This is a genomic window from Pseudomonas congelans (assembly GCF_900103225.1).
GTDB lineage: Bacteria > Pseudomonadota > Gammaproteobacteria > Pseudomonadales > Pseudomonadaceae > Aquipseudomonas > Aquipseudomonas congelans.
This window is the reverse complement of the sequence record NZ_FNJH01000007.1, coordinates 246,849-265,689: the sequence shown is the minus strand read 5'-3', so window position 1 is coordinate 265,689 and position 18,841 is coordinate 246,849. Positions and strand designations below refer to the sequence as shown.

General features: G+C 57.5%; 21 protein-coding genes. 8 read left to right on the top strand and 13 right to left on the bottom strand.

The window, feature by feature from the left end:
• Window positions 1–509 precede the first annotated feature (509 nt).
• Window positions 510–1,721, bottom strand: a complete 1,212-nt coding sequence (gene tyrS, locus BLR20_RS21880; RefSeq protein ID WP_054992490.1) for a tyrosine--tRNA ligase — start codon at window positions 1,719–1,721, stop codon at window positions 510–512.
• A gap of 201 nt (window positions 1,722–1,922) precedes the next feature.
• Here tyrS and BLR20_RS21875 point away from each other — a divergent pair, with 201 nt between their 5' ends.
• Together BLR20_RS21875 and BLR20_RS21870 are read left to right on the top strand one after the other, a co-directional pair.
• The gene (locus BLR20_RS21875; protein ID WP_032611709.1) at window positions 1,923–3,347 is read left to right on the top strand and encodes a peptidoglycan DD-metalloendopeptidase family protein; all 1,425 of its coding nucleotides are present in this window, start codon (window positions 1,923–1,925) and stop codon (window positions 3,345–3,347) included.
• 3 nt (window positions 3,348–3,350) lie between these two features.
• Window positions 3,351–4,445 carry an anhydro-N-acetylmuramic acid kinase gene (locus BLR20_RS21870; protein WP_054992491.1) on the top strand — a complete coding sequence of 365 codons (1,095 nt, stop codon included), beginning with the start codon at window positions 3,351–3,353 and terminating at the stop codon, window positions 4,443–4,445.
• Window positions 4,446–4,506: 61 nt separating this feature from the next.
• Here the strand turns inward: BLR20_RS21870 and erpA are convergent, their stop codons facing one another.
• Window positions 4,507–4,857: an iron-sulfur cluster insertion protein ErpA gene (gene erpA / locus BLR20_RS21865; protein WP_002551953.1), complete on the bottom strand. Its 351-nt coding sequence runs from the start codon at window positions 4,855–4,857 to the stop codon at window positions 4,507–4,509.
• Between the two features lie 99 nt (window positions 4,858–4,956).
• Window positions 4,957–5,991, bottom strand: a complete 1,035-nt coding sequence (gene argC / locus BLR20_RS21860; RefSeq protein ID WP_032611713.1) for an N-acetyl-gamma-glutamyl-phosphate reductase — start codon at window positions 5,989–5,991, stop codon at window positions 4,957–4,959.
• A 133-nt stretch (window positions 5,992–6,124) separates the two neighbouring features.
• On the opposite strand from argC, the gene hemJ reads away from it, so the two are divergent.
• From hemJ to coq7, 5 genes are all read left to right on the top strand, one after another.
• The gene (gene hemJ / locus BLR20_RS21855) at window positions 6,125–6,553 is read left to right on the top strand and encodes a protoporphyrinogen oxidase HemJ (protein ID WP_010439055.1); all 429 of its coding nucleotides are present in this window, start codon (window positions 6,125–6,127) and stop codon (window positions 6,551–6,553) included.
• Between the two features lie 98 nt (window positions 6,554–6,651).
• The gene (locus BLR20_RS21850) at window positions 6,652–7,566 is read left to right on the top strand and encodes a DUF805 domain-containing protein (RefSeq protein ID WP_054992492.1); all 915 of its coding nucleotides are present in this window, start codon (window positions 6,652–6,654) and stop codon (window positions 7,564–7,566) included.
• A gap of 56 nt (window positions 7,567–7,622) precedes the next feature.
• The gene (locus BLR20_RS21845; RefSeq protein WP_010439051.1) at window positions 7,623–8,399 is read left to right on the top strand and encodes an SDR family NAD(P)-dependent oxidoreductase; all 777 of its coding nucleotides are present in this window, start codon (window positions 7,623–7,625) and stop codon (window positions 8,397–8,399) included.
• A 103-nt stretch (window positions 8,400–8,502) separates the two neighbouring features.
• On the top strand, window positions 8,503–8,841 hold the full coding sequence (locus tag BLR20_RS21840; RefSeq protein WP_003316306.1) for a histidine triad nucleotide-binding protein: 339 nt from the start codon (window positions 8,503–8,505) through the stop codon (window positions 8,839–8,841).
• Window positions 8,842–8,962: 121 nt separating this feature from the next.
• Window positions 8,963–9,610: a 2-polyprenyl-3-methyl-6-methoxy-1,4-benzoquinone monooxygenase gene (coq7, locus tag BLR20_RS21835; RefSeq protein WP_003401955.1), complete on the top strand. Its 648-nt coding sequence runs from the start codon at window positions 8,963–8,965 to the stop codon at window positions 9,608–9,610.
• Between the two features lie 70 nt (window positions 9,611–9,680).
• On the opposite strand, the gene speD is transcribed toward coq7, so the two are convergent.
• Together speD and BLR20_RS21825 are read right to left on the bottom strand one after the other, a co-directional pair.
• Entirely contained in the window at window positions 9,681–10,475 is a 795-nt protein-coding gene (gene speD / locus BLR20_RS21830) for an adenosylmethionine decarboxylase (RefSeq protein ID WP_003316303.1), read from the bottom strand.
• A gap of 242 nt (window positions 10,476–10,717) precedes the next feature.
• Window positions 10,718–11,140, bottom strand: coding sequence for an OsmC family protein (locus tag BLR20_RS21825; RefSeq protein WP_003372688.1), 423 nt, complete (start codon window positions 11,138–11,140; stop codon window positions 10,718–10,720).
• A gap of 203 nt (window positions 11,141–11,343) precedes the next feature.
• Here BLR20_RS21825 and crp point away from each other — a divergent pair, with 203 nt between their 5' ends.
• Window positions 11,344–11,988 (top strand): cAMP-activated global transcriptional regulator CRP, encoded by a 645-nt coding sequence (gene crp, locus BLR20_RS21820; protein WP_054992493.1) that lies wholly within the window; start codon window positions 11,344–11,346, stop codon window positions 11,986–11,988.
• 11 nt (window positions 11,989–11,999) lie between these two features.
• Here the strand turns inward: crp and BLR20_RS21815 are convergent, their stop codons facing one another.
• From BLR20_RS21815 to BLR20_RS26580, 8 genes are all read right to left on the bottom strand, one after another.
• Entirely contained in the window at window positions 12,000–12,695 is a 696-nt protein-coding gene (locus tag BLR20_RS21815) for a lipoate--protein ligase family protein (protein ID WP_032611720.1), read from the bottom strand.
• 25 nt (window positions 12,696–12,720) lie between these two features.
• Window positions 12,721–13,557: an indole-3-glycerol phosphate synthase TrpC gene (gene trpC / locus BLR20_RS21810; protein WP_010439035.1), complete on the bottom strand. Its 837-nt coding sequence runs from the start codon at window positions 13,555–13,557 to the stop codon at window positions 12,721–12,723.
• Window positions 13,554–14,603, bottom strand: coding sequence for an anthranilate phosphoribosyltransferase (gene trpD / locus BLR20_RS21805; protein WP_054992529.1), 1,050 nt, complete (start codon window positions 14,601–14,603; stop codon window positions 13,554–13,556). The genes trpC and trpD overlap by 4 nt, the downstream gene beginning before the upstream one ends.
• 21 nt (window positions 14,604–14,624) lie before the next feature.
• Window positions 14,625–15,224, bottom strand: coding sequence for an aminodeoxychorismate/anthranilate synthase component II (locus BLR20_RS21800; protein ID WP_003394873.1), 600 nt, complete (start codon window positions 15,222–15,224; stop codon window positions 14,625–14,627).
• A 411-nt stretch (window positions 15,225–15,635) separates the two neighbouring features.
• A complete protein-coding gene (locus tag BLR20_RS21795) occupies window positions 15,636–16,148 on the bottom strand; it encodes a lysis system spanin subunit (protein WP_054992494.1) in 513 nt (170 codons plus the stop codon).
• Window positions 16,145–16,690 (bottom strand): glycoside hydrolase family 19 protein, encoded by a 546-nt coding sequence (locus tag BLR20_RS21790; RefSeq protein ID WP_010439024.1) that lies wholly within the window; start codon window positions 16,688–16,690, stop codon window positions 16,145–16,147. The genes BLR20_RS21795 and BLR20_RS21790 overlap by 4 nt, the downstream gene beginning before the upstream one ends.
• A 242-nt stretch (window positions 16,691–16,932) precedes the next feature.
• Window positions 16,933–17,430 (bottom strand): tail fiber assembly protein, encoded by a 498-nt coding sequence (locus BLR20_RS21785; RefSeq protein ID WP_054992495.1) that lies wholly within the window; start codon window positions 17,428–17,430, stop codon window positions 16,933–16,935.
• Between the two features lie 272 nt (window positions 17,431–17,702).
• The gene (locus BLR20_RS26580) at window positions 17,703–18,704 is read right to left on the bottom strand and encodes a tail fiber assembly protein (RefSeq protein ID WP_235809980.1); all 1,002 of its coding nucleotides are present in this window, start codon (window positions 18,702–18,704) and stop codon (window positions 17,703–17,705) included.
• Between the last annotated feature and the right edge of the window lie 137 nt (window positions 18,705–18,841).

Sequence of the window (18,841 nt, the reverse complement as noted above, 5' to 3'; positions counted from 1 at the left end):
TTCAAACATCTAACTGGGTTTTGAGAAAACCCTAAACTTGGCTCAGCAATCGTTGGTTACATCTTTGATTTCTCGCGGAGTAACTTGGGTTGCTGATAATCTGTTGACTTCAGTCTGACACCACAAGCACCCACACGAATTGCTTGATTCAGTTGTTAAAGAGCGGTGGGTTAAGATCTTTCGTCTCAACCGAGGCGCGCATTCTACAGCGTCCTCTGTATCTGTCAAGCGGTTATTTTAAGAAGCTTTCAAAGTTTCCTTTGCAACTTCAACCACTTGCGCTGCGATCAACTCTTGAGTTGCTCATCAGCGGGAGGCGAATTCTACAGCGTTACAACCGCGTGTCAAACTCTTTTTTTTCACCGCTGTCGATCACTCCAGACCCGACCTCCTTCCTCGCTGACTCTTCACTCCAAAACCTTGCAACTTATTGATCTACAAGGCTTTTTCGTTTCCGTCTGCGCCGGAAGTGGGGCGAATTATAGACACATCACAGAGGGCGTCAACCGTTAATTTGAACTTTCTTCTGAAACCAGCGTAACGCGCCCAAAAGCCTTCTTGCCAGCCTGGCAAACATGGGTCGCACCCAGCTTGAATACAAAGCTACGCTCCACGACCTCACCATCTATTCGCACACCGCCCGAAGCCAGCAGATCGCGAGCGACTGCTGCGTTCTTTACCAGGCCTGCTTTATTAAGCACTGCAGAGATCGGCATGTCCTCGGCAGCAGCTACCGATATTTCCGGCAGATCATCCGGCAGCTCGCCTTCCTTCATACGGTTGCCCGCAGAGCGGTGCGCATTGGCCGCAGCCTCCTCGCCATGAAAACGAGCGACCAGCTCTTCGGCCAGCTTGATCTTGATGTCGCGAGGGTTGGCACCCGCTTCGCAATCAGCCTTCAAGCCATTGATCTCTTCCATAGAGCGGAAGCTCAGCAGCTCGAAGTAGCGCCACATCAGGGAATCAGGAATCGACACCAGCTTGCTGTACATGATGCCCGGCGCTTCTTGAATGCCGACGTAGTTGCCCAGTGACTTGGACATCTTCTTCACGCCATCCAGACCTTCCAGCAACGGCATGGTCAGAATGCATTGCGGCTCCTGCCCGTAAGCGCGCTGAAGCTCGCGCCCCATCAGCAGATTGAATTTCTGATCGGTACCGCCCAGCTCGACGTCGGCCTTCAAGGCCACGGAGTCATAGCCCTGCACCAGCGGATAAAGGAATTCGTGAATGGCAATGGACTGATTGCTTTTATAGCGCTTGTCGAAATCGTCACGCTCAAGCATCCGCGCGACCGTGTACTGCGAAGACAAGCGAATGAAGTCAGCCGGACTCAGCTGGTCCATCCAGGTGGAGTTGAACGCGACTTCGGTCTTGGCCGGATCGAGAATCTTGAAGACCTGCGACTTGTAGGTTTCGGCGTAGTCGAGAACCTGCTCGCGGGTGAGCGGCGGACGCGTAGCACTCTTACCACTCGGGTCGCCGATCATGCCGGTGAAATCACCGATCAGGAAGATGATCTGATGCCCCAGATCCTGGAACTGCCGCAGCTTGTTAATAAGCACGGTGTGCCCAAGGTGCAGATCGGGTGCCGTCGGGTCGAAACCAGCCTTGATACGCAGTGGCTGGCCACGCTTCAGCTTCTCGACCAGTTCGGCCTCGACCAGGAGTTCATCTGCACCGCGCTTGATCAGCGCCAGCTGCTCTTCAACCGACTTCATTTCAGCCCCCAATTCAAAGGGAACCAACCTTACAAGATCAGAGCCCAATTACAAGTTTTGCCCAGCGTTTGCCCGCGAATCAGTGACTGATACGCGGGAAGGGTTGCTTCGAGCAGGTTTTGGTTATATTTTATACAGTTATTTCATCTTCATCATGTCATTCATCTTTTCCATTTCACCTTTTTCAAAGTCAAATTACCTATGAAAGACACACCGCCTAAAGCGCCCCCGCTTTATCCGAAGAGTCACCTGCTCGCTGCAAGCGGCATCGCCGCATTGTTGAGCCTGGCTCTCCTGGTTTTCCCATCCAGCGATGTCGAAGCCAAACGAACGAACATTCCTCTCGATCTGGAAGCACCGGATCAGGACGTACAAGACCAAGACGCTCAGCAAGCCACTCAAGCCACACCTGAAACCACCGAATCGCCATTTGCCCAGATCGACAATGCCGACGATCAGGCTCAGGACACTGCCGACGCGCAACCTCAGGCAGAGAAACCCGCGCCATCTGCTGCTAAGGATCCTGCCCACAGGGAGGTCACCGTCAGCAAGGGTGACACGCTGTCGACCCTGTTCGAAAAGGTCGGGCTGCCAGCCGCCACTGTTCACGAAGTACTGGCAAGCGACAAGCAAGCCAAGCAGTTCAGCAAGCTGCAGAACGGGCAGACGCTGCAGTTCGAGCTGACGCCGGATGGCCAACTCAAGCAATTGCACACGAAGCTCAGCGAAGTCGAATCCATCAGCCTGTCGAAGACTGCGACGGGTTACGCATTCAATCGTGAGATCAGCAAGCCCAACGTGCGTAACGCCTATGTGCATGGGGTGATCAACAGCTCCCTGTCGCAATCCGCGCAACGTGCTGGCCTGACTCATAGCATGACGATGGACATGGCCAACATCTTCGGCTACGACATCGACTTCGCGCAGGACATCCGCAAGGGTGACGAATTCGATGTGGTGTACGAACAGAAAGTGGTCAACGGCAAGAGCGTAGGCACAGGAAATATCCTGTCGGCCCGCTTCACTAACCGGGGCAAGACCTACACCGCAGTTCGCTACACCAACAAGCAGGGTAATACCAATTACTACACGGCCGACGGCAACAGCATGCGCAAGGCCTTCATCCGTACCCCGGTAGACTTCGCCCGCATCAGCTCGATGTTTTCGATGGGCCGCAAGCACCCGATCCTCAACAAGATCCGCGCCCACAAAGGCGTCGACTACGCAGCACCACGCGGTACGCCGATCAAGGCAACCGGCGACGGCAAGGTCCTGCTCGCCGGCCGCCGTGGCGGATACGGCAATACCGTCATCATTCAGCATGGCGACACCTACCGCACTCTGTATGGCCACATGCAGGGCTTCGCCAAAGGCATACAGACCGGCGGAACCGTCAAGCAAGGTCAGGTTATCGGCTATATTGGAACTACCGGTCTGTCCACAGGCCCGCACTTGCACTACGAGTTTCAGGTCAATGGCGTTCACGTAGACCCGTTGGGCCAGAAGCTTCCGATGGCGGATCCGATCGCCAAATCCGAAAAACAGCGGTTCATGCAGCAAAGCCAGCCGTTGATGGCACGCATGGATCAGGAAAAAGCCACCACGCTGGCGTCGAATAAAAGGTAATCCATGGACTTCTTCTATATAGGTGTGATGTCCGGCAGCAGTCTCGATGGGATTGATATCGCCCTTTTGAAGCAGGATGACCGATCAAGGCTTCTGGCCACTCACTACATCCCAATGCCGGAAGACCTGTATGCCGAGTTGCTGGGGCTTTGCTCCAGCGGCGCGGACGAGCTGGCGCGTGCGGCAATTGCGGAGCAAAAGTGGTGCAGGCTGGTCGCACAGGGTGTGCAGACCTTGCTGAAAGATCAAAACATGGTGCCCGCCCAGATTCGCGCCATTGGCAGCCACGGCCAGACTATTCGTCACGAACCCGCGCGCGGCTACAGCATTCAGATCGGCAACCCTGCGCTGCTGGCAGAGCTGACCGAAATTACCGTGGTCAGCGACTTCCGCCGCCGCGACATCGCAGCAGGCGGCCAGGGCGCACCGCTGGTACCGGCTTTCCACGAAGCACTGTTCGACGACAACAAGGATCATCGCGCTGTATTGAACATCGGCGGGTTCAGTAACCTGAGTCTGATCGAGTCCGATCGCCCGGTCGAAGGCTTCGACTGCGGACCCGGCAACGTACTGCTTGATGCCTGGATACAGTCACAGCGCCACGAGAGCTATGACAAGGACGGCGCTTGGTCGGCGAGCGGCAAGGTCGATTTTGCGCTGCTCGAGAAACTGCTCAGCGATCAGTTTTTCCTGACCAAGGGTCCCAAGAGTACAGGCCGGGAAGTATTCAACCTGGGTTGGGTTAAACACCATCTGTTCCAGTCGAAAACACTGGCTCCAGAAGATGTGCAGGCCACTCTGCTGGAACTGACAGCATTGACGATCACCGATTCCCTGAAATCTGCACAACCGATTACCCGGGAGCTTCTGGTCTGTGGTGGCGGTGCGCATAACAAGGCGCTGATGAAACGCCTTGCAGAGCTGTTGCCCGATACAGAGGTCAGCAGTACCGAGAAGTTCGGCGTAGACCCTGACTGGGTTGAGGCAATGGCGTTTGCCTGGCTGGCGCATTGCTGCCTCGAAGGCGTTCCGGCCAACCGTCCGACGGTGACCGGCGCCAAGGGCAGACGCGTTCTGGGCGCGATCTACCCCGCCTGACACCTGCTGCAATGCAAAACGCCGCTCAATGAGCGGCGTTTTTGTTTACAGCAAGCTTCGATCAGATCGAGAACGAGGAGCCACAGCCACAGGTTGTGGAGGCATTCGGGTTCTTGATCACGAATCGCGACCCTTCAAGCCCTTCCTGATAATCGACTTCTGCGCCGGCCAGGTATTGAAAGCTCATCGGATCGACAACCAGGCTTACGCCCTCGCGCTCGACGATGGTGTCATCGTCTGCTACATCTTCATCGAAGGTAAAACCGTACTGAAAACCTGAGCAACCGCCACCTGTAACGAATACACGCAGTTTGAGACGATCATTGCCCTCTTCGTCGACCAGGGTTTTCACCTTGTGCGCTGCATTTGGAGTGAACTCCAAAGCGGTAGGCGTGAAGGATTCGACACTCATGTCAGATATCTCCCGGCGTTAGCCGTCGTAATGCGTAATGACGGCATTATCCGCTTCTCCTAGAAAATCGGTCAACTATTTGCTGGACGGCGGCAGTGCTTACGGCATCATGCCCGCATGAGACAACCCGGCGCGCTCATCAAGGCCGAACAGGATGTTCATGTTCTGCACCGCCTGACCTGACGCACCTTTGACCAGATTGTCGATCACTGAAAGCACGACGACCAGATCGCCACCCTGTGGACGATGCACTGCGATACGGCAAACGTTGGCGCCACGCACACTGCGGGTTTCGGGATGGCTGCCCGCCGGCATCACATCCACGAACGGCTCGTCGGCGTAGCGCTTCTCGAACAGTGCCTGCAGGTCAACCGAGCGATCAGTGACCGTTGCATAGAGCGTGGAGTGAATGCCGCGAATCATTGGCACCAGATGTGGAACGAACGTCAGGCCGACGTCCCCAGCCGCAGCGCGACGCAACCCCTGGGTGATCTCCGGCAGGTGACGGTGGCCCTTCACAGCGTAGGCCTTGAAGCTTTCATTGGCTTCCGAGTACAGCGAACCGATGTTCAGGCCACGTCCCGCACCGCTCACGCCGGATTTGCAGTCGGCAATCAGACGGGAGTTGTCGGCAATACCGGCTTCAAGCAGCGGCAGGAAGCCCAGCTGGGTAGCGGTCGGATAGCAGCCGGGTACGGCGATGAGTCGCGCATTCCTGATCTGCTCGCGGTTGACTTCCGGCAGCCCGTACACCGCGTCCTGCAACAGTTGCGGAGCACCATGCGGCTGGCCGTACCACTTGGCCCATTCGACCGGATCCTGCAGACGGAAGTCGGCAGACAGGTCGATGACCTTGGTGCCTGCCTCGAGCAGTTCACCGGCCAGGGCATGAGCGACACCGTGGGGCGTAGCGAAGAACACGACGTCACAGGCACCCAGAGTTTTCACATCAGGCACGCTGAACGCGAGGCCGTCGTAGTGCCCGCGCAGGTTCGGATACATGTCGGCGACTGGCATGCCGGCCTCCGAGCGCGAGGTAATCACCACGACTTCTGCCTGCGGATGCTGTGCCAACAGACGCAGCAGCTCGACCCCGGTGTAACCCGTGCCGCCGACGATACCGACCTTGACCATAACCTGCCCTCAACGAAACAACTGGAAAGCGGTCGATAATAGGAGCCTATCGCCTCTGCGACAACCGACAACGTGACGTATGGGCGCACAAGACACTACTATTCGGCCACCGTGAACCTGGGAATAATCAAAAATGCTCTATCTATGGATAAAGGCGCTTCATGTCATTTCAATGGTCTGCTGGTTTGCAGCCCTGTTCTATCTGCCAAGACTGTTCGTCTATCACTCGATGAGTGAGGACACGGTCAGCCGCGAGCGTTTCGTTGTCATGGAGCGCAAGCTGTACCGTGGCATCATGACCCCGGCCATGATCGCAACGCTGGTCTTCGGCGGCTGGCTGATCAGCTTCGACGCCAGCGGTTATTTCAGCCAGGGATGGATGCACGCCAAGCTCGCGCTGGTTGTCCTGCTGATCGGCTATCACCACGTCTGCGGCGCACAGGTCAAACGCTTTGCCCGTGGCGAGAATGGCCGCAGCCATGTGTTTTATCGCTGGTTCAATGAAATCCCGGTATTGATCCTGATCGCCATCGTCATTCTGGTGATCGTCAAACCCTTCTGACGCCAAGCGTCACCCGGCCTCATCAGTAACGCGACAGGGCGCTGTTTCTCAGACAGGCGCCCGGCACTGTTTTCCACTTAAAGACAAGGAAGCCCCGTATGGCCGATTCACACTTCAAGATCGTATTTGAAGGGCAGGTGCGTGAAGGCGTCGAGCTCGACACCGCAAAGGCCAATCTGGCGGGGCTGTTCAAAAGCGAACCGTCTGCAGTGCAGAAGCTGTTCAGTGGTCAACCCGTTGCCCTCAAGCGCGGGATTCCGTATCAGGACGCGGAGCGCTACCTGAAGGCGCTGAACAATGCGGGCGTCGAAGCACGTATCGAACCTGACATTGAAATCAGCCTGAGTCTGGATGAAGTCGTCAGCCAGCCCTCCCCCAAACCCGCGCATCTGGAAATATCGCCCTACGCACCGCCAAAGGCACAGGTCGGCGCTGATCAGCCAGCTCATTCGACCCTGAAGGTCTTGAGTATCAATGGACGTATCGGGCGCTTGCGCTATTTGGCGTGGAGCATGGTCCTGAGCGCCGCGACGCTGGTGCTGGTGGGTGTGTGCCTGCTGGTCATGAACGGCTCGCTGGTCGCCGGCGGTCTGCTGATGGCGGTGGTACTCGTCGTATTCGCTGTCATCGGCGCGCAGATCGGCGTTCAGCGGCTGCATGATCTGGGTTGGTCGGGCTGGCTTCTGCTGCTGACCTTAGTGCCGTTCGTAGGCAGCGTTTTCCCGTTTCTGATGATCCTGCTGCCCGGAACAAAAGGCCCCAACGCTTTCGGCCCGCCGCCGCCAGCGAATTCCCGGGGTGTGAAGACTCTGGCTGTTCTGTGGGTGTTACTCATCCCCATTGTCCTGATCGGGCTTACTGCTGGCGGTGGAGGCATGCTGCGCGATGAGCTGGAATTGCAGACCGACGAATACGAGCAATCGCTCCCCTATGACGATGAAGAAAGCCGTGACAGTGCCTTGACCGCGCCAGCGGATGTCAACATAGAGCCCGAAGAACAAAGCGACAAGTAATAGACTGCTCACGGTTCGGCAGACTGCCGGTCGCAACACGCTCAATGGAGAAATGCATGACCCGTTACGCCCTGATCACCGGCGCGTCCAGCGGCATAGGCCTGGCGATGGCCGAAGCCCTGGCACGTCGCGGTCGCAACCTGATCCTGGTCGCCCGCCAGCGCGATCTGCTGGAAACAATTGCACTGGAGTTGACTCAGCGTTTTGGCGTGGAAGTGCTGTTTCGAGCATGCGATCTGGGCGAGCCACTGAGACTCTCGGGATTTCTGCTGGAGCTGGAAGATGGTGCTCACCAGATTGATCTGCTGGTCAACGCTGCGGGCATCGGCACGTGCGGGCCTTTTCTGGCTCAGGAATGGAGCGCCGAACAGGATCTGATCGACCTGAACATTCTGGCGCTGACTCGCCTGTGCCACACAGTAGGCAATCTGATGGCCATTCAGGGCGGCGGCCAGATACTCAACATCGCCTCGGTGGCTGCGTTCCAGCCTGGGCCATGGATGAGCACCTACTACGCCAGCAAGGCTTATGTGCTGCATTTTTCCGAAGGGTTGCGCGAGGAAGTGAAAAAAGCCGGGGTGAAGGTCTCGGTGCTGTGCCCCGGTCCGACCAGGACAGCTTTTTTTCGCACTGCGCAGTTACAGGTCAATGTCGATAACCTGATGAGCCCCGAAGAAGTGGCGCTGTATACCGTTCGCGCACTGGCAAAAAACCGCGCAGTGATCACTCCCGGTTTCAGTAACCGATTGTGGACGCTCAGCCCGCGCCTGGTTTCACGCTGGCTGGCTCGCCAGATCAGTGGCTACATCAACAAGAAATACTGCCCGCGCTGACCGACAAACGGCTGGGCGAGCCGCGTCTTGCTCAGTACACTCGGACGCGCTGAAGCACAGCGATACCCTGTGACGACCATCAACCGACAAGGAGCAAACGGCTGTGGACACTTTGTTTACCAAGATCATCAATCGGGAAATCCCGGCAAAGATCATCTATGAAGATGATCAGGTACTGGCCTTTCACGACATCGCCCCACAGGCACCCGTGCATTTTCTGGTGATCCCGAAAAAGCCTATCCGCACCCTGAACGATCTGACCGAGGAAGACAAAGGCCTGGCCGGACATATTCTGTTCACGGCGCAGCGTCTGGCCCTCGAGCTGGGCTGCGAAGAAGGCTTCCGCGTAGTGATGAACTGCAATGAGCTGGGCGGGCAGACCGTCTACCACATCCACATGCACGTGCTCGGTCAGCGTCAGATGAACTGGCCACCGGGCTGAGCCAGCGTTTTCGGGCTTGCCGGCCGACCAGCGCGTGTGATCAGCGCTGGTCGGCCAACACAAGCCCTGCCCGCTCCGGCCGATTCGGGTAAACTGCCCGCATGATCTTCCGGAGGTGCCCATGGCTACCGAACGTCAATACTCTCCCCTCGACCGTCTGTTACTGCAAGCCGACAGCGCGATGCGCACATTGCTGCCGTCCAGCGCGCACTCGCAGCGCCCTTCCCCTGCCGTTGTTCAGCCCGAACACAAGATGAGCGAAGTCGACACGCGCCACGTCGCGGGCCTGATGCGCATCAACCATACTGGCGAAGTCTGCGCCCAAGCGCTTTATCAGGGCCAGGCGCTGACGGCAAAGCTGCCCAAGGTGCGCAAGGCGATGGAGCGTGCGGCTGAAGAAGAAATCGATCATCTGGTCTGGTGCGAACAGCGCATTCATCAGCTTGGCAGCCATACCAGTGTGCTGAACCCGCTGTTCTACAGCCTGTCTTTCGGGATGGGCGCAGTAGCCGGGGTTATCAGCGACCGGGTCAGCCTGGGGTTCGTCGCGGCGACCGAAGATCAGGTCTGCAAGCACCTGGCTGAACATCTGGAGCAACTGCCGACCGAAGACGGAAAGTCCCGGGCTATCCTGCAACAGATGCTCAGCGATGAAGAACACCACGCTGAGTCCGCGCTGGAGGCAGGCGGTTTTCGCTTCCCGGCACCGGTCAAGTTCGGCATGAGTGTACTGGCCAAGGTCATGACCAAGTCGACTTATCGCATCTGACGATTGCGTATACAAAGCCCATAAAAAAGGCGCCTGCATCAGGCGCCTTTTTAATGTCCGGAATCCGGGTTTATACGGCTACGTTGCGGCCGTAGAAGATTTCCAGCATTTCGTGTTTGACCTTGGCGGTCACTTGCTCGCGCTGCTCGGGAGACAAGTTACTGGTGGCATCGCCAAACAGGTAGTTGTCCAGTTCGAACTGCTTGAGCAGCATCTTGGTGTGGAACAGGTTTTCCTGATACACGTTCACGTCGGTCATCTGGTAACCGTTGCGCGTGTCTTCGGAGAGGTAGTTCTGGATCGAGTTGATCTCATGGTCGATGAAGTGCTTCTTGCCTTCCACGTCACGGGTAAAGCCGCGCACGCGATAGTCGACCGTCACGATATCCGACTCGAACTTATGGATCAGGTAGTTCAACGCCTTGAGCGGTGAAATAACGCCACAGGTCGACACATCGATATCCACGCGGAAGGTGGCAATACCGTCAACCGGATGAATTTCCGGATAGGTGTGGACCGTGATGTGGCTCTTGTCCAGGTGCGCCAGGATGGTTTCCGGCAGTGGACCTGGCGACTCTTCGATCTGGCTTTCGGTAGGCGTCACCGGCTGCTCCGAGATCAGAATGGTCACACTGGCACCTTGTGGATCGTAATCCTGACGCGCAATGTTCAGGATGTTGGCACCAATGATATCGACAACATCAGTCAGAATCCGCGTCAGGCGTTCTGCGTCGTACACACTGTTGATGTACTCGACATACGCCTGCTGGTCCTGCGGGGTTTCCGCATAGCAGATGTCATAAATGTTGAAGCTCAAGGTCTTTGTCAGGTTATTGAACCCGTGGAGCTTGAGTTTGCTTTTCACCGTTAAAAACTCTCTATATGGGTGCGGCGCCAGCCGCGTGATCAAGCATGCCCGTCAGGTGAGCCCGGCTCATCTGCGTAGGACGGTTAACACCTCTTCGCGTTGGCGATTTTGGTTGTCTGTTCGGACCGGCAGCAGAAAACCAATACATGCTGCGCCCGTAAAAAGTGGCGCATTATGCAGACGTCCGAAGCCGTCTGCCAGAGTGTGCGCCGTTTTTATGATCGTTGGATGTCTGGCGTTCAGCCCAGTTCGACAATTTCATAATCGTGAGTGATCTTCACACCCGCGTTACCGAGCATGATCGAGGCAGAGCAATACTTCTCTGCGGACAGTTCGATGGCTCGCTTGACCTGTGCCTCTTTCAACCCGCGTCCCTTGACGACGAAGTGCAGGTGGATTTTGGTGAACACTTTCGGGTCTTCATCGGCACGCTCGGCATCCAGAAACGCCTCGCAGCTTTCCACGGGTTGGCGTGACTTTTTCAAAATGCTCACAACGTCAAAGTTGCTGCAGCCACCCAGACCGATCAAGACCATTTCCATCGGGCGTACACCCAGGTTGCGACCACCGCTCTCCGGCGGACCGTCCATTACCACCACATGACCGCTACCGGATTCGCCGAGGAACATGGCTTCGCCAGCCCATTGGATGCGTGCCTTCATCGCCAAGACTCCACTGTAAAAAAAGGGGTCGCCAGCTTAGCACAGGGCCAAAAGCTGCCCGGAAGAAATGCCTTTTTGTAGGAAACGCGTAGGAATGTTCGCAAATAGCTTCCTACACGTCTGGAAAAGCTGGCGAGAATAAAGGCGCAGCCGATACCTACAGGTATGCCATTTGGCCATACACCTTATTTCGGAAGTCTCGCATGGTCGCAATAACCTTTACGCCCAACGCAAACAGTCTGGACAAGCTGCTGCCCCATGCAGAACGCCGCCGCTGCCCCGCGAAAACCAACATCATCAATGCCGGTGAGCGCTCCGAGTCGTTGTTTCTGATCCTCAAGGGCTCAGTCACGGTCCTGATCGAGGATGACGAGCGTCGGGAGATGATCGTCGCCTACCTCAACAGCGGGGATTTTTTCGGCGAACTGGGCCTGTTCGAGCACCAGGGAAAGGAGTCCGTGCGCAGCGCCTGGGTGCGAGCCAAGACCGAGTGCGAAGTGGCCGAGATTTCATATGACGCGTTCCGCGAGCTCACCAGGCAAGAACCGGAAATTCTGTATGCGCTTGGCAGCCAGATGGCCGAGCGCCTGCGCAATACAACGCGCAAGGTAGGTGATCTGGCGTTCCTCGATGTCACCGGGCGAGTGGCTCGCACGTTGCTCGAACTGTGCAAGCAGCCGGATGCAATGACTCACCCGGACGGCATGCAGATCAAGATTACCCGACAGGAAATCGGTCGCATCGTCGGCTGCTCGAGGGAAATGGTCGGACGCGTGCTCAAGGCACTTGAAGAACAGAGCCTGGTCAACGTCAAAGGAAAGACCATGGTGGTCTACGGGACACGCTGAGCCCTTGGTATTCAGAGCCCGGCGAGCAGCTTCCGGTAAGCCTGCGCCAAGCGCCCCAGGACGTCAGCGCCCGGAAACGCTTCGTACAGGGCAATGTGGCTTGCGGCCTGAACACGCGGCTCAAGCTCGCACAGCTCATTGAAGCGGTTTACCGCGGCCGCCATCTGAACGCGCTCGTTATCCAGCAGCAAAGCACCATGCGCCAGCACTACAGGACGCGTTCCGCCCTGACTCTGACGCCAGCGCTGAGCCGTTCCAACCATCTTGCGACCGTCGAGATTGACGTTGAAGCGGCCGTCGCAGAATGCGCCTGCCACCTCACCCAGTGAAGCCTGACCACCCAACTCGATCAACAGATCGAGAATCGGCTGACACAATCGCAGGTAGGCGGTTTCTATGCGGTCACGATCAACGTCAGTGTGCGGTTGCGCATAGACCAGCGCGATATTCAGCGTGGCGCAGGACTGTGGCACCGGCTCGCCGCCGGTTTCACGCAAGAGGACGGGCCATGCATTGTCCGACAGGGTCTCGCTGGCTTCGGCAAACCCCGGTAACCGGCTCATCCGCCGTGGCATGACCAGCGCGCGATCATTGGGCCGCCAGAATAGCAGCCCGTGATCTGCCGCCCCGGAGCATACCGACGCCAGAAGATCCTGCTCGGCCTGCAGGCCTTGTTCGACACAGATGTCGATGATCGAGTCTTGCATGCAGGACCTCGGAAAGGTGTTCAGCTCAGTCGCCGGACGAAGCGCTTACCGCAATCTTGCGCTCAGGGAAGAACAACCGCTGCAGCTCGGCGCCAGGGTGTTCAGCACGCATGAAAGCCTCACCCACCAGAAACGAATAGACATCGCTGATTTCCATCAGCTCGACATCCGCACGGTTGAGAATGCCGCTTTCGGTCACGACCAGGCGATCACGCGGGATACGCGGCAGCAAGTCCAGCGTGGTTTCCAGGCTCACTTCAAACGTGTGCAGGTTGCGATTGTTGATGCCCACCAGCGGCGTATCGAGCGTCTTGAGCGCGCGCTCCAGCTCATCGCCATCGTGCACCTCGACCAGCACATCCAGATTCAAGCTTTTGGCAACAGCAGCCAGTTCAGCCATCTGCACGTCATCCAGTGCCGACACGATCAGCAGAATGCAGTCAGCGCCCAGGGCACGTGCTTCGACCACCTGATAGGGGTCGATCATGAAATCCTTGCGGATCACCGGCAGGTTGCACGCCGCACGGGCCTCCTGCAAATAGGCATCGGAGCCCTGAAAGAAGTCCACGTCGGTCAGCACCGACAGACAGGTCGCGCCACCGGCCTGATAACTTCTGGCGATCTCGCCCGGCAGGAAGTGTTCGCGGATGACACCCTTGCTCGGCGAAGCCTTCTTGATTTCCGCGATAACGGCGGGCTGCTTTGCCTTGGCCTGAGCGATCAATGCCTTGGCAAAGCCACGTGGCGCGTCGGCCTGGGCGGCCTGTTGTTCAAGCTCGGTCAGGCTCACCATTGCACGACGAGCCGCGATTTCCTCGGCCTTTCGGGCAAGGATCTTTTCCAGTACGGTTGGCACACTCATGCTTCGTTCTCCTGCTTGAATACCGCCGTGAAGGCACCCAGCTCTTCCAGTTTTTCCCGCGCCAGGCCAGTGTGCAACGCGTCGTGCGCCAGGGCCACGCCCTCTTTGAGGCTTGTGGCGTGATCCGCAGCGTAAAGCGCGGCGCCGGCATTGAGCACGATCATCTCGGCAGCCTTCTGCCCGTTCTCGGTCTTGCGACGTCCCAGCGCATCGCGGATCAGCTCCAGCGAAGCTGCCGGGCTTTCCACGGCAAGGCCATACAGGCTCTGGCTTTTGATGCCCAGGTCCTCGGGCTGTACCCAGTATTCGGTGACTTCGCCGTTTTTCAGCTCGGCCACGAAGGTCGGTGCAGCCAGACTGAATTCGTCCAGGCCGTCCTGCGAGTGGACCACCAGCAAATGCTTGCTGCCCAGACGCAGCAGCACCTCGGCCAGCGGACGGCAAAGCGCCTGATTGAACACGCCAACGATCTGGTGACGAACGCCCGCCGGATTGGTCAGCGGGCCGAGCATATTGAACAGTGTGCGCAGACCCAGCTCGCGGCGTGGCCCGGCAGTGTGTTTCATGGCCGTGTGATGAGACTGGGCGAACATGAAACCGATACCCACGCTGTCGATGCAACGTGCGACCTGAACAGGCGTGAGGTTCAGATAAACCCCGGCAGCCTCGAGCAGATCGGCACTGCCACTTTTGCCCGAGACAGCACGGTTGCCGTGCTTGGCCACTGTGCAGCCCGCGGCTGCGATGACGAAGGCGGAAGCCGTCGAGACGTTGAAAATGTTCGCCCCGTCGCCACCGGTGCCGACGATATCGACCACACCATCCAGGGTTTTCAGCTCGACCTTGTCCGCCAGCTCGCGCATGACCGAAACCGCACCGACGATTTCGTCGATGGTCTCACTCTTCATGCGCATGCCCATCAGAAAAGAACCAATCTGCGCTTCAGTGCATTGGCCGGTCATGATTTCGCGCATGACATCACTCATCTCTTCAGTGGTCAGGTCCAGTTGGTTGACCACGCGATCGAGCGCGCTTTTGATATTCATGGGGGTACTCATAAAAAATCCTTAGCCCTGACGATGGCCGCCACTCTGCTTGAGAAAATTGGCGAACAGCTCGTGGCCCTGCTCGGTCAGGATCGACTCGGGGTGAAACTGCACCCCTTCGACGTTCAGTGTCTTGTGGCGCAGGCCCATGATCTCATCGACCGAGCCGTCTTCCAGCGCAGTCCAGGCCGTCACTTCCAGGCAGTCGGGCAACGTATCCTGCTTGACCACCAGCGAGTGGTAGCGGGTGACCACCAACGGATGATTCAAGCCATCGAACACCCCGCCGTCTTCGTGAATGACCGGGCTGGTTTTGCCATGCATGACCTGCCGCGCGCGAACCACGTCGCCGCCAAAGGCCTGACCGATGGACTGATGCCCCAGGCATACGCCCAGAATCGGCAGCTTGCCCGCGAAGTGCTTGATCACATCAAGCGACACGCCAGCTTCATTGGGCGTGCACGGCCCAGGCGAGACCACGATGTGCTCCGGGTTCAGGGCTTCGATCTCGGCGATGCTCAGTTCGTCATTGCGAATGACTTTGACGTCCGCCCCCAGCTCACCGAGGTACTGCACGACGTTGTAGGTAAACGAATCGTAGTTATCGATCATCAGCAGCATTTTGCTATCAACCTTTTGATTTACTGACGTGATTCAGGCCTTCCAGATTCTGCTTCACTCATGCATCCCCTCGTCAGCCACAGGGCCGGGGGACGGAGAAAAGCATCACAAAATCGAAGGCATACAGGTACGGGACCGGCAGGGCCGGCAAGGAAAAAGTCAGGCGCGCCAACGCCAACGGGCGTGAGCCTTGATAACGCGCATCAAAAGCTTGCTGACTGTCGTCACGGAAGGGGTCTCATCGGTACGTTTCAGGACATTAGCGTACCGAATCGGCCGGTGCAATATGAATGTACCGGGCCAGGCCGATTGAAAGGCTGGCAACGACGCAAAAGAGGGCCGCGCCTCCTTGCGGAGGCGGGATTGAGGCAGGGGCACGATGGCCTAGGGGGTGGGGAGCCGAGAGGAACATCAGTGTGCAATCTCGCGCACGTAGGCTTGGCAGGCCTTCAAAGCGATCAATCCCTGATCGCCGTAGTCGGTGATGGCGACAATTCGTCCAGCAGCCGCTGGGTCAAGTTCGCCTCGCGTGCGTCCATGAACCACGCCGCCGGTATCGGTGCCGGCTGGCATGCCAGCACGGTTGGCGGGGCTGTTGGCGAGGAGGACTGACAAGCGCAAATCAGCGGTAGCCAGGCGATCACGCAAACGAGCCTGAGCAGTCTGTGCATCGCTCAACTCCTTGTGAATGGTTGTATCGTTGGTGTGCAAACGGACTTCCAGCGCCCGTCGTTGTGCCTGCTCGGCGTTCTGCCAGTCGACGACCGCCAGCGCCGCTTGCTCGCGCTCGCGCTGCCACGTCAGTGCTTGCGTGGACAGTTGCAGGCCATAGCGGGCCGCCTGCCATTTCCAGGCCGCCCATGTACCCAGCCCAGCCCCCAGCACGAATGCGAGGATCAGGAATCGCATATCCAGCATCTTCACGGCAGCACCTCCAATGCCCGCTGGTAAAGCGCCTGCCGATCCGCCAGGCCGTTGGTACCGCCGTTGATGCGGCGGGTGATCATCAGAAAATCACCCTTGTCTGCCAGTGCGTTGAGGTTGGCCCGGTCCCAGAACCACGCGGCCGACATGGCCGCGTGGTCGGGTTGTTCGAGCAGCTGCGGCTGACTCAACAGGTCCAGCCCCAGCGCTTCCCCACACGCTTCGTAGTTGGCCCGACCCGTCACCTGAATCAGCCCACGGCCCCGATACAACTGACCGTCGCCATCTGCTTCTGGCGTGTTGCCCAAACGCAGCGCCAACTGGCCCGTGTCGTACTTGGCCAGATAGCTGTCGCTACCCAGCTCGCGCACATAACGAAGCTGCCCGGATTCATGCCCTATCTGAGCGATGAACGCGGCGATACGCAGGCGAGTGTTGATGGCGTAGCGGGCCATGGCGGTGTTGAGAGCAGGAACGAAAACGCCGGCTTTAAGGCCGGCGTTAGGGAGGATTTGCAGTAGTTGTTGCTGGTTGATAGGCATGGTTACTCCTGCCTTGCTTATGAAGCTCGTCAGTGCCCCCAATCGACGAAGCTTTCGTGACTCAAGAGCGACGCGCATCAGGGGTAACAGACGCCCCATCATTGCGAGGCGTCATTACCTGAGTCGTTAGCAGCAGTCATATCAGCAGGCTGCGGCGATATCGAAAGCATAAACAGTAACGCCAGCTTCAGAGCCGGCGTCGGGTGCAATTCGTTTTCGCGCACGCCCTGCCAAATGGCCAACTACTCAGAAGGTGGCACATACACAAAAGGCTGCGCAGGCGCCACTGGCCAGTCGAACTTCCTTGGGTAACCTGGCAATGTGTCAATTAGGGAAAGCTGCACGCGGTAAAGACGGAACGCGTACAGCTCAGCGTTTATTGCTGGCACGGATTTCACTTGCGCTTCGGTCGCCAGGTTCATTGCTATGGCGTCTTGAAGAATATCCAGTTCGTCCAGCAACGAGTGGATTCGATAAGTAGCGTTACTTGATAAGTTATTCCGCTGACTCGTCACCAGCTGCAGGACCGCCTCCTCGGTCGGCTCGAGAACCGGGCCGAACTCACCGGCGAGGGCACGGTTAAACAGATCGACGCCGTGAGCAGCGGAGTCGTTGGGAGACGCACTAAAAGGCACCTCGCCGTAAGTGTCTTTAAACTCTGCAAACAACACCCACAGATTAATGTATGTGTGTGTCATATCGGACCAACGTGGATCACGAGCGCTTATTACTGTGTACATATGAATACCTTTGGTTTTCTAGTGAGAGAGTATGGGTTTATGAATGATTGACGCTTGCGGGCGTCAGCGGACCTCCCGTTTCGTTTGATGACAGGAACTAAAACGCCGGCGGTGGGGCCGGCGTCAGGGATGATGTTCAGTTGTTGTTGCTGGTCGAGAGGCATTGATCCTCCTCAGAGGACTGCGGGACGAGCCCACCCCATGAGCCGATAAGGCTCTCCTGTTCAAAAGATTAAATGGCGAATAAAACAACGCCCCCTCAGAGCGGGGCGTCAGGACTTGGGCAGCTCGTCTGCACTTACGCCCCTAACCGGTGCCAGCTGTTCAGTGGGCTTTACATATACAAACGGCGACGCTGGCGGGACGGGCCACACGAACGACTCTGGAAAGCCTGGCTGCGCATCGAGTTGGGCGAGCTGCACCCGGTAAAGCCAATACGCATCAAGCTCGGCCTGCAGCGCAGGCAGGATTTTCAGTTGAGCTTCAATGGCACTTTGCAAGGTATCCAGCCTGCCGATCAGTGAATCGACTTTCGCCGCAGCCATCGCCGAATAGAGGCTGCGCTGTCCCTCAACATCGCCCGTGTCCACTGGCTCGATCGGATCAAGAATCGGTCCAAAAGCCCCGGCAATTGCCCGGTTGAAAAGCTCTACGGCCTGCGGCTTGCCAGTAGCCGAAACAGTGACTTCCTCCTCACCATGAAGATCTTTGGTTTTCTCAAAGATGATCAAAAGAATGATAGACAGACGGGCACGATCAGCCCAGCGAGGACTGCGAATGCTTGTCATGATCCAAGGCAGTTCATCTTCGCTAACGCCTGTAGGCGGTGTAGTCACTTCCGGCGGCTTTACGTAAACAAACGGAGTCGCAGGAGGAACCGGCCAGGCGAAAGAAGTAGGGAATCCCGGGAGCGAACTCAGATTGGAGAGCTGTGCCCGGTAAAGCGAATACGCATCAAGCTCGGCTTGCAGCGCAGGCCGGGACTCGATTTGCGCGACTGTGGCCGCCCCCGATGCGATGGCGTTTTGCACAATGGTCAGTTGAAAGTCCAGCTCGTTGATTCTCCTGGTAGCGTTGCCCAGGTAGATACCGCGCTCCGCATTGACGTTGATAAGGATCATCTGCTCACTCGGCTCGAGAATCTCACCGAACTCACCGGCGATTGCTCGGCTGAACAATGCTGCGTATTGCGGATCCGGATGATTGGCAGAGACCGATATAACGTCCTGACGATCCATATAGCCGGGTTCAGTAATGATCACCCACAGTGTCATGGAGGTGTGGGCCTGATCGGTCCATTGCGGGTTACGGGAGACGGGTATTATGTTCATGGTTAGTGCCTTCATGTTGTGTATTAAGAGAGTGCTGTTATTACGGGATGACGATTTATGTGCATACCAGACGCCTCTGC

Excerpts from the sequence above, each read along its gene's own strand:
- tyrS (WP_054992490.1), bottom strand. The coding sequence starts at position 1,721 with ATGAAGTCGGTTGAAGAGCAGCTGGCGCTGATCAAGCGCGGTGCAGAT.
- BLR20_RS21875 (WP_032611709.1), top strand. The coding sequence starts at position 1,923 with ATGAAAGACACACCGCCTAAAGCGCCCCCGCTTTATCCGAAGAGTCAC.
- BLR20_RS21870 (WP_054992491.1), top strand. The coding sequence starts at position 3,351 with ATGGACTTCTTCTATATAGGTGTGATGTCCGGCAGCAGTCTCGATGGG.
- erpA (WP_002551953.1), bottom strand. The coding sequence starts at position 4,857 with ATGAGTGTCGAATCCTTCACGCCTACCGCTTTGGAGTTCACTCCAAAT.
- argC (WP_032611713.1), bottom strand. The coding sequence starts at position 5,991 with ATGGTCAAGGTCGGTATCGTCGGCGGCACGGGTTACACCGGGGTCGAG.
- hemJ (WP_010439055.1), top strand. The coding sequence starts at position 6,125 with ATGCTCTATCTATGGATAAAGGCGCTTCATGTCATTTCAATGGTCTGC.
- BLR20_RS21850 (WP_054992492.1), top strand. The coding sequence starts at position 6,652 with ATGGCCGATTCACACTTCAAGATCGTATTTGAAGGGCAGGTGCGTGAA.
- BLR20_RS21845 (WP_010439051.1), top strand. The coding sequence starts at position 7,623 with ATGACCCGTTACGCCCTGATCACCGGCGCGTCCAGCGGCATAGGCCTG.
- coq7 (WP_003401955.1), top strand. The coding sequence starts at position 8,963 with ATGGCTACCGAACGTCAATACTCTCCCCTCGACCGTCTGTTACTGCAA.
- BLR20_RS21825 (WP_003372688.1), bottom strand. The coding sequence starts at position 11,140 with ATGAAGGCACGCATCCAATGGGCTGGCGAAGCCATGTTCCTCGGCGAA.
- crp (WP_054992493.1), top strand. The coding sequence starts at position 11,344 with ATGGTCGCAATAACCTTTACGCCCAACGCAAACAGTCTGGACAAGCTG.
- BLR20_RS21815 (WP_032611720.1), bottom strand. The coding sequence starts at position 12,695 with ATGCAAGACTCGATCATCGACATCTGTGTCGAACAAGGCCTGCAGGCC.
- trpC (WP_010439035.1), bottom strand. The coding sequence starts at position 13,557 with ATGAGTGTGCCAACCGTACTGGAAAAGATCCTTGCCCGAAAGGCCGAG.
- trpD (WP_054992529.1), bottom strand. The coding sequence starts at position 14,603 with ATGAATATCAAAAGCGCGCTCGATCGCGTGGTCAACCAACTGGACCTG.
- BLR20_RS21800 (WP_003394873.1), bottom strand. The coding sequence starts at position 15,224 with ATGCTGCTGATGATCGATAACTACGATTCGTTTACCTACAACGTCGTG.
- BLR20_RS21790 (WP_010439024.1), bottom strand. The coding sequence starts at position 16,690 with ATGCCTATCAACCAGCAACAACTACTGCAAATCCTCCCTAACGCCGGC.
- BLR20_RS21785 (WP_054992495.1), bottom strand. The coding sequence starts at position 17,430 with ATGTACACAGTAATAAGCGCTCGTGATCCACGTTGGTCCGATATGACA.
- BLR20_RS26580 (WP_235809980.1), bottom strand. The coding sequence starts at position 18,704 with ATGACACTGTGGGTGATCATTACTGAACCCGGCTATATGGATCGTCAG.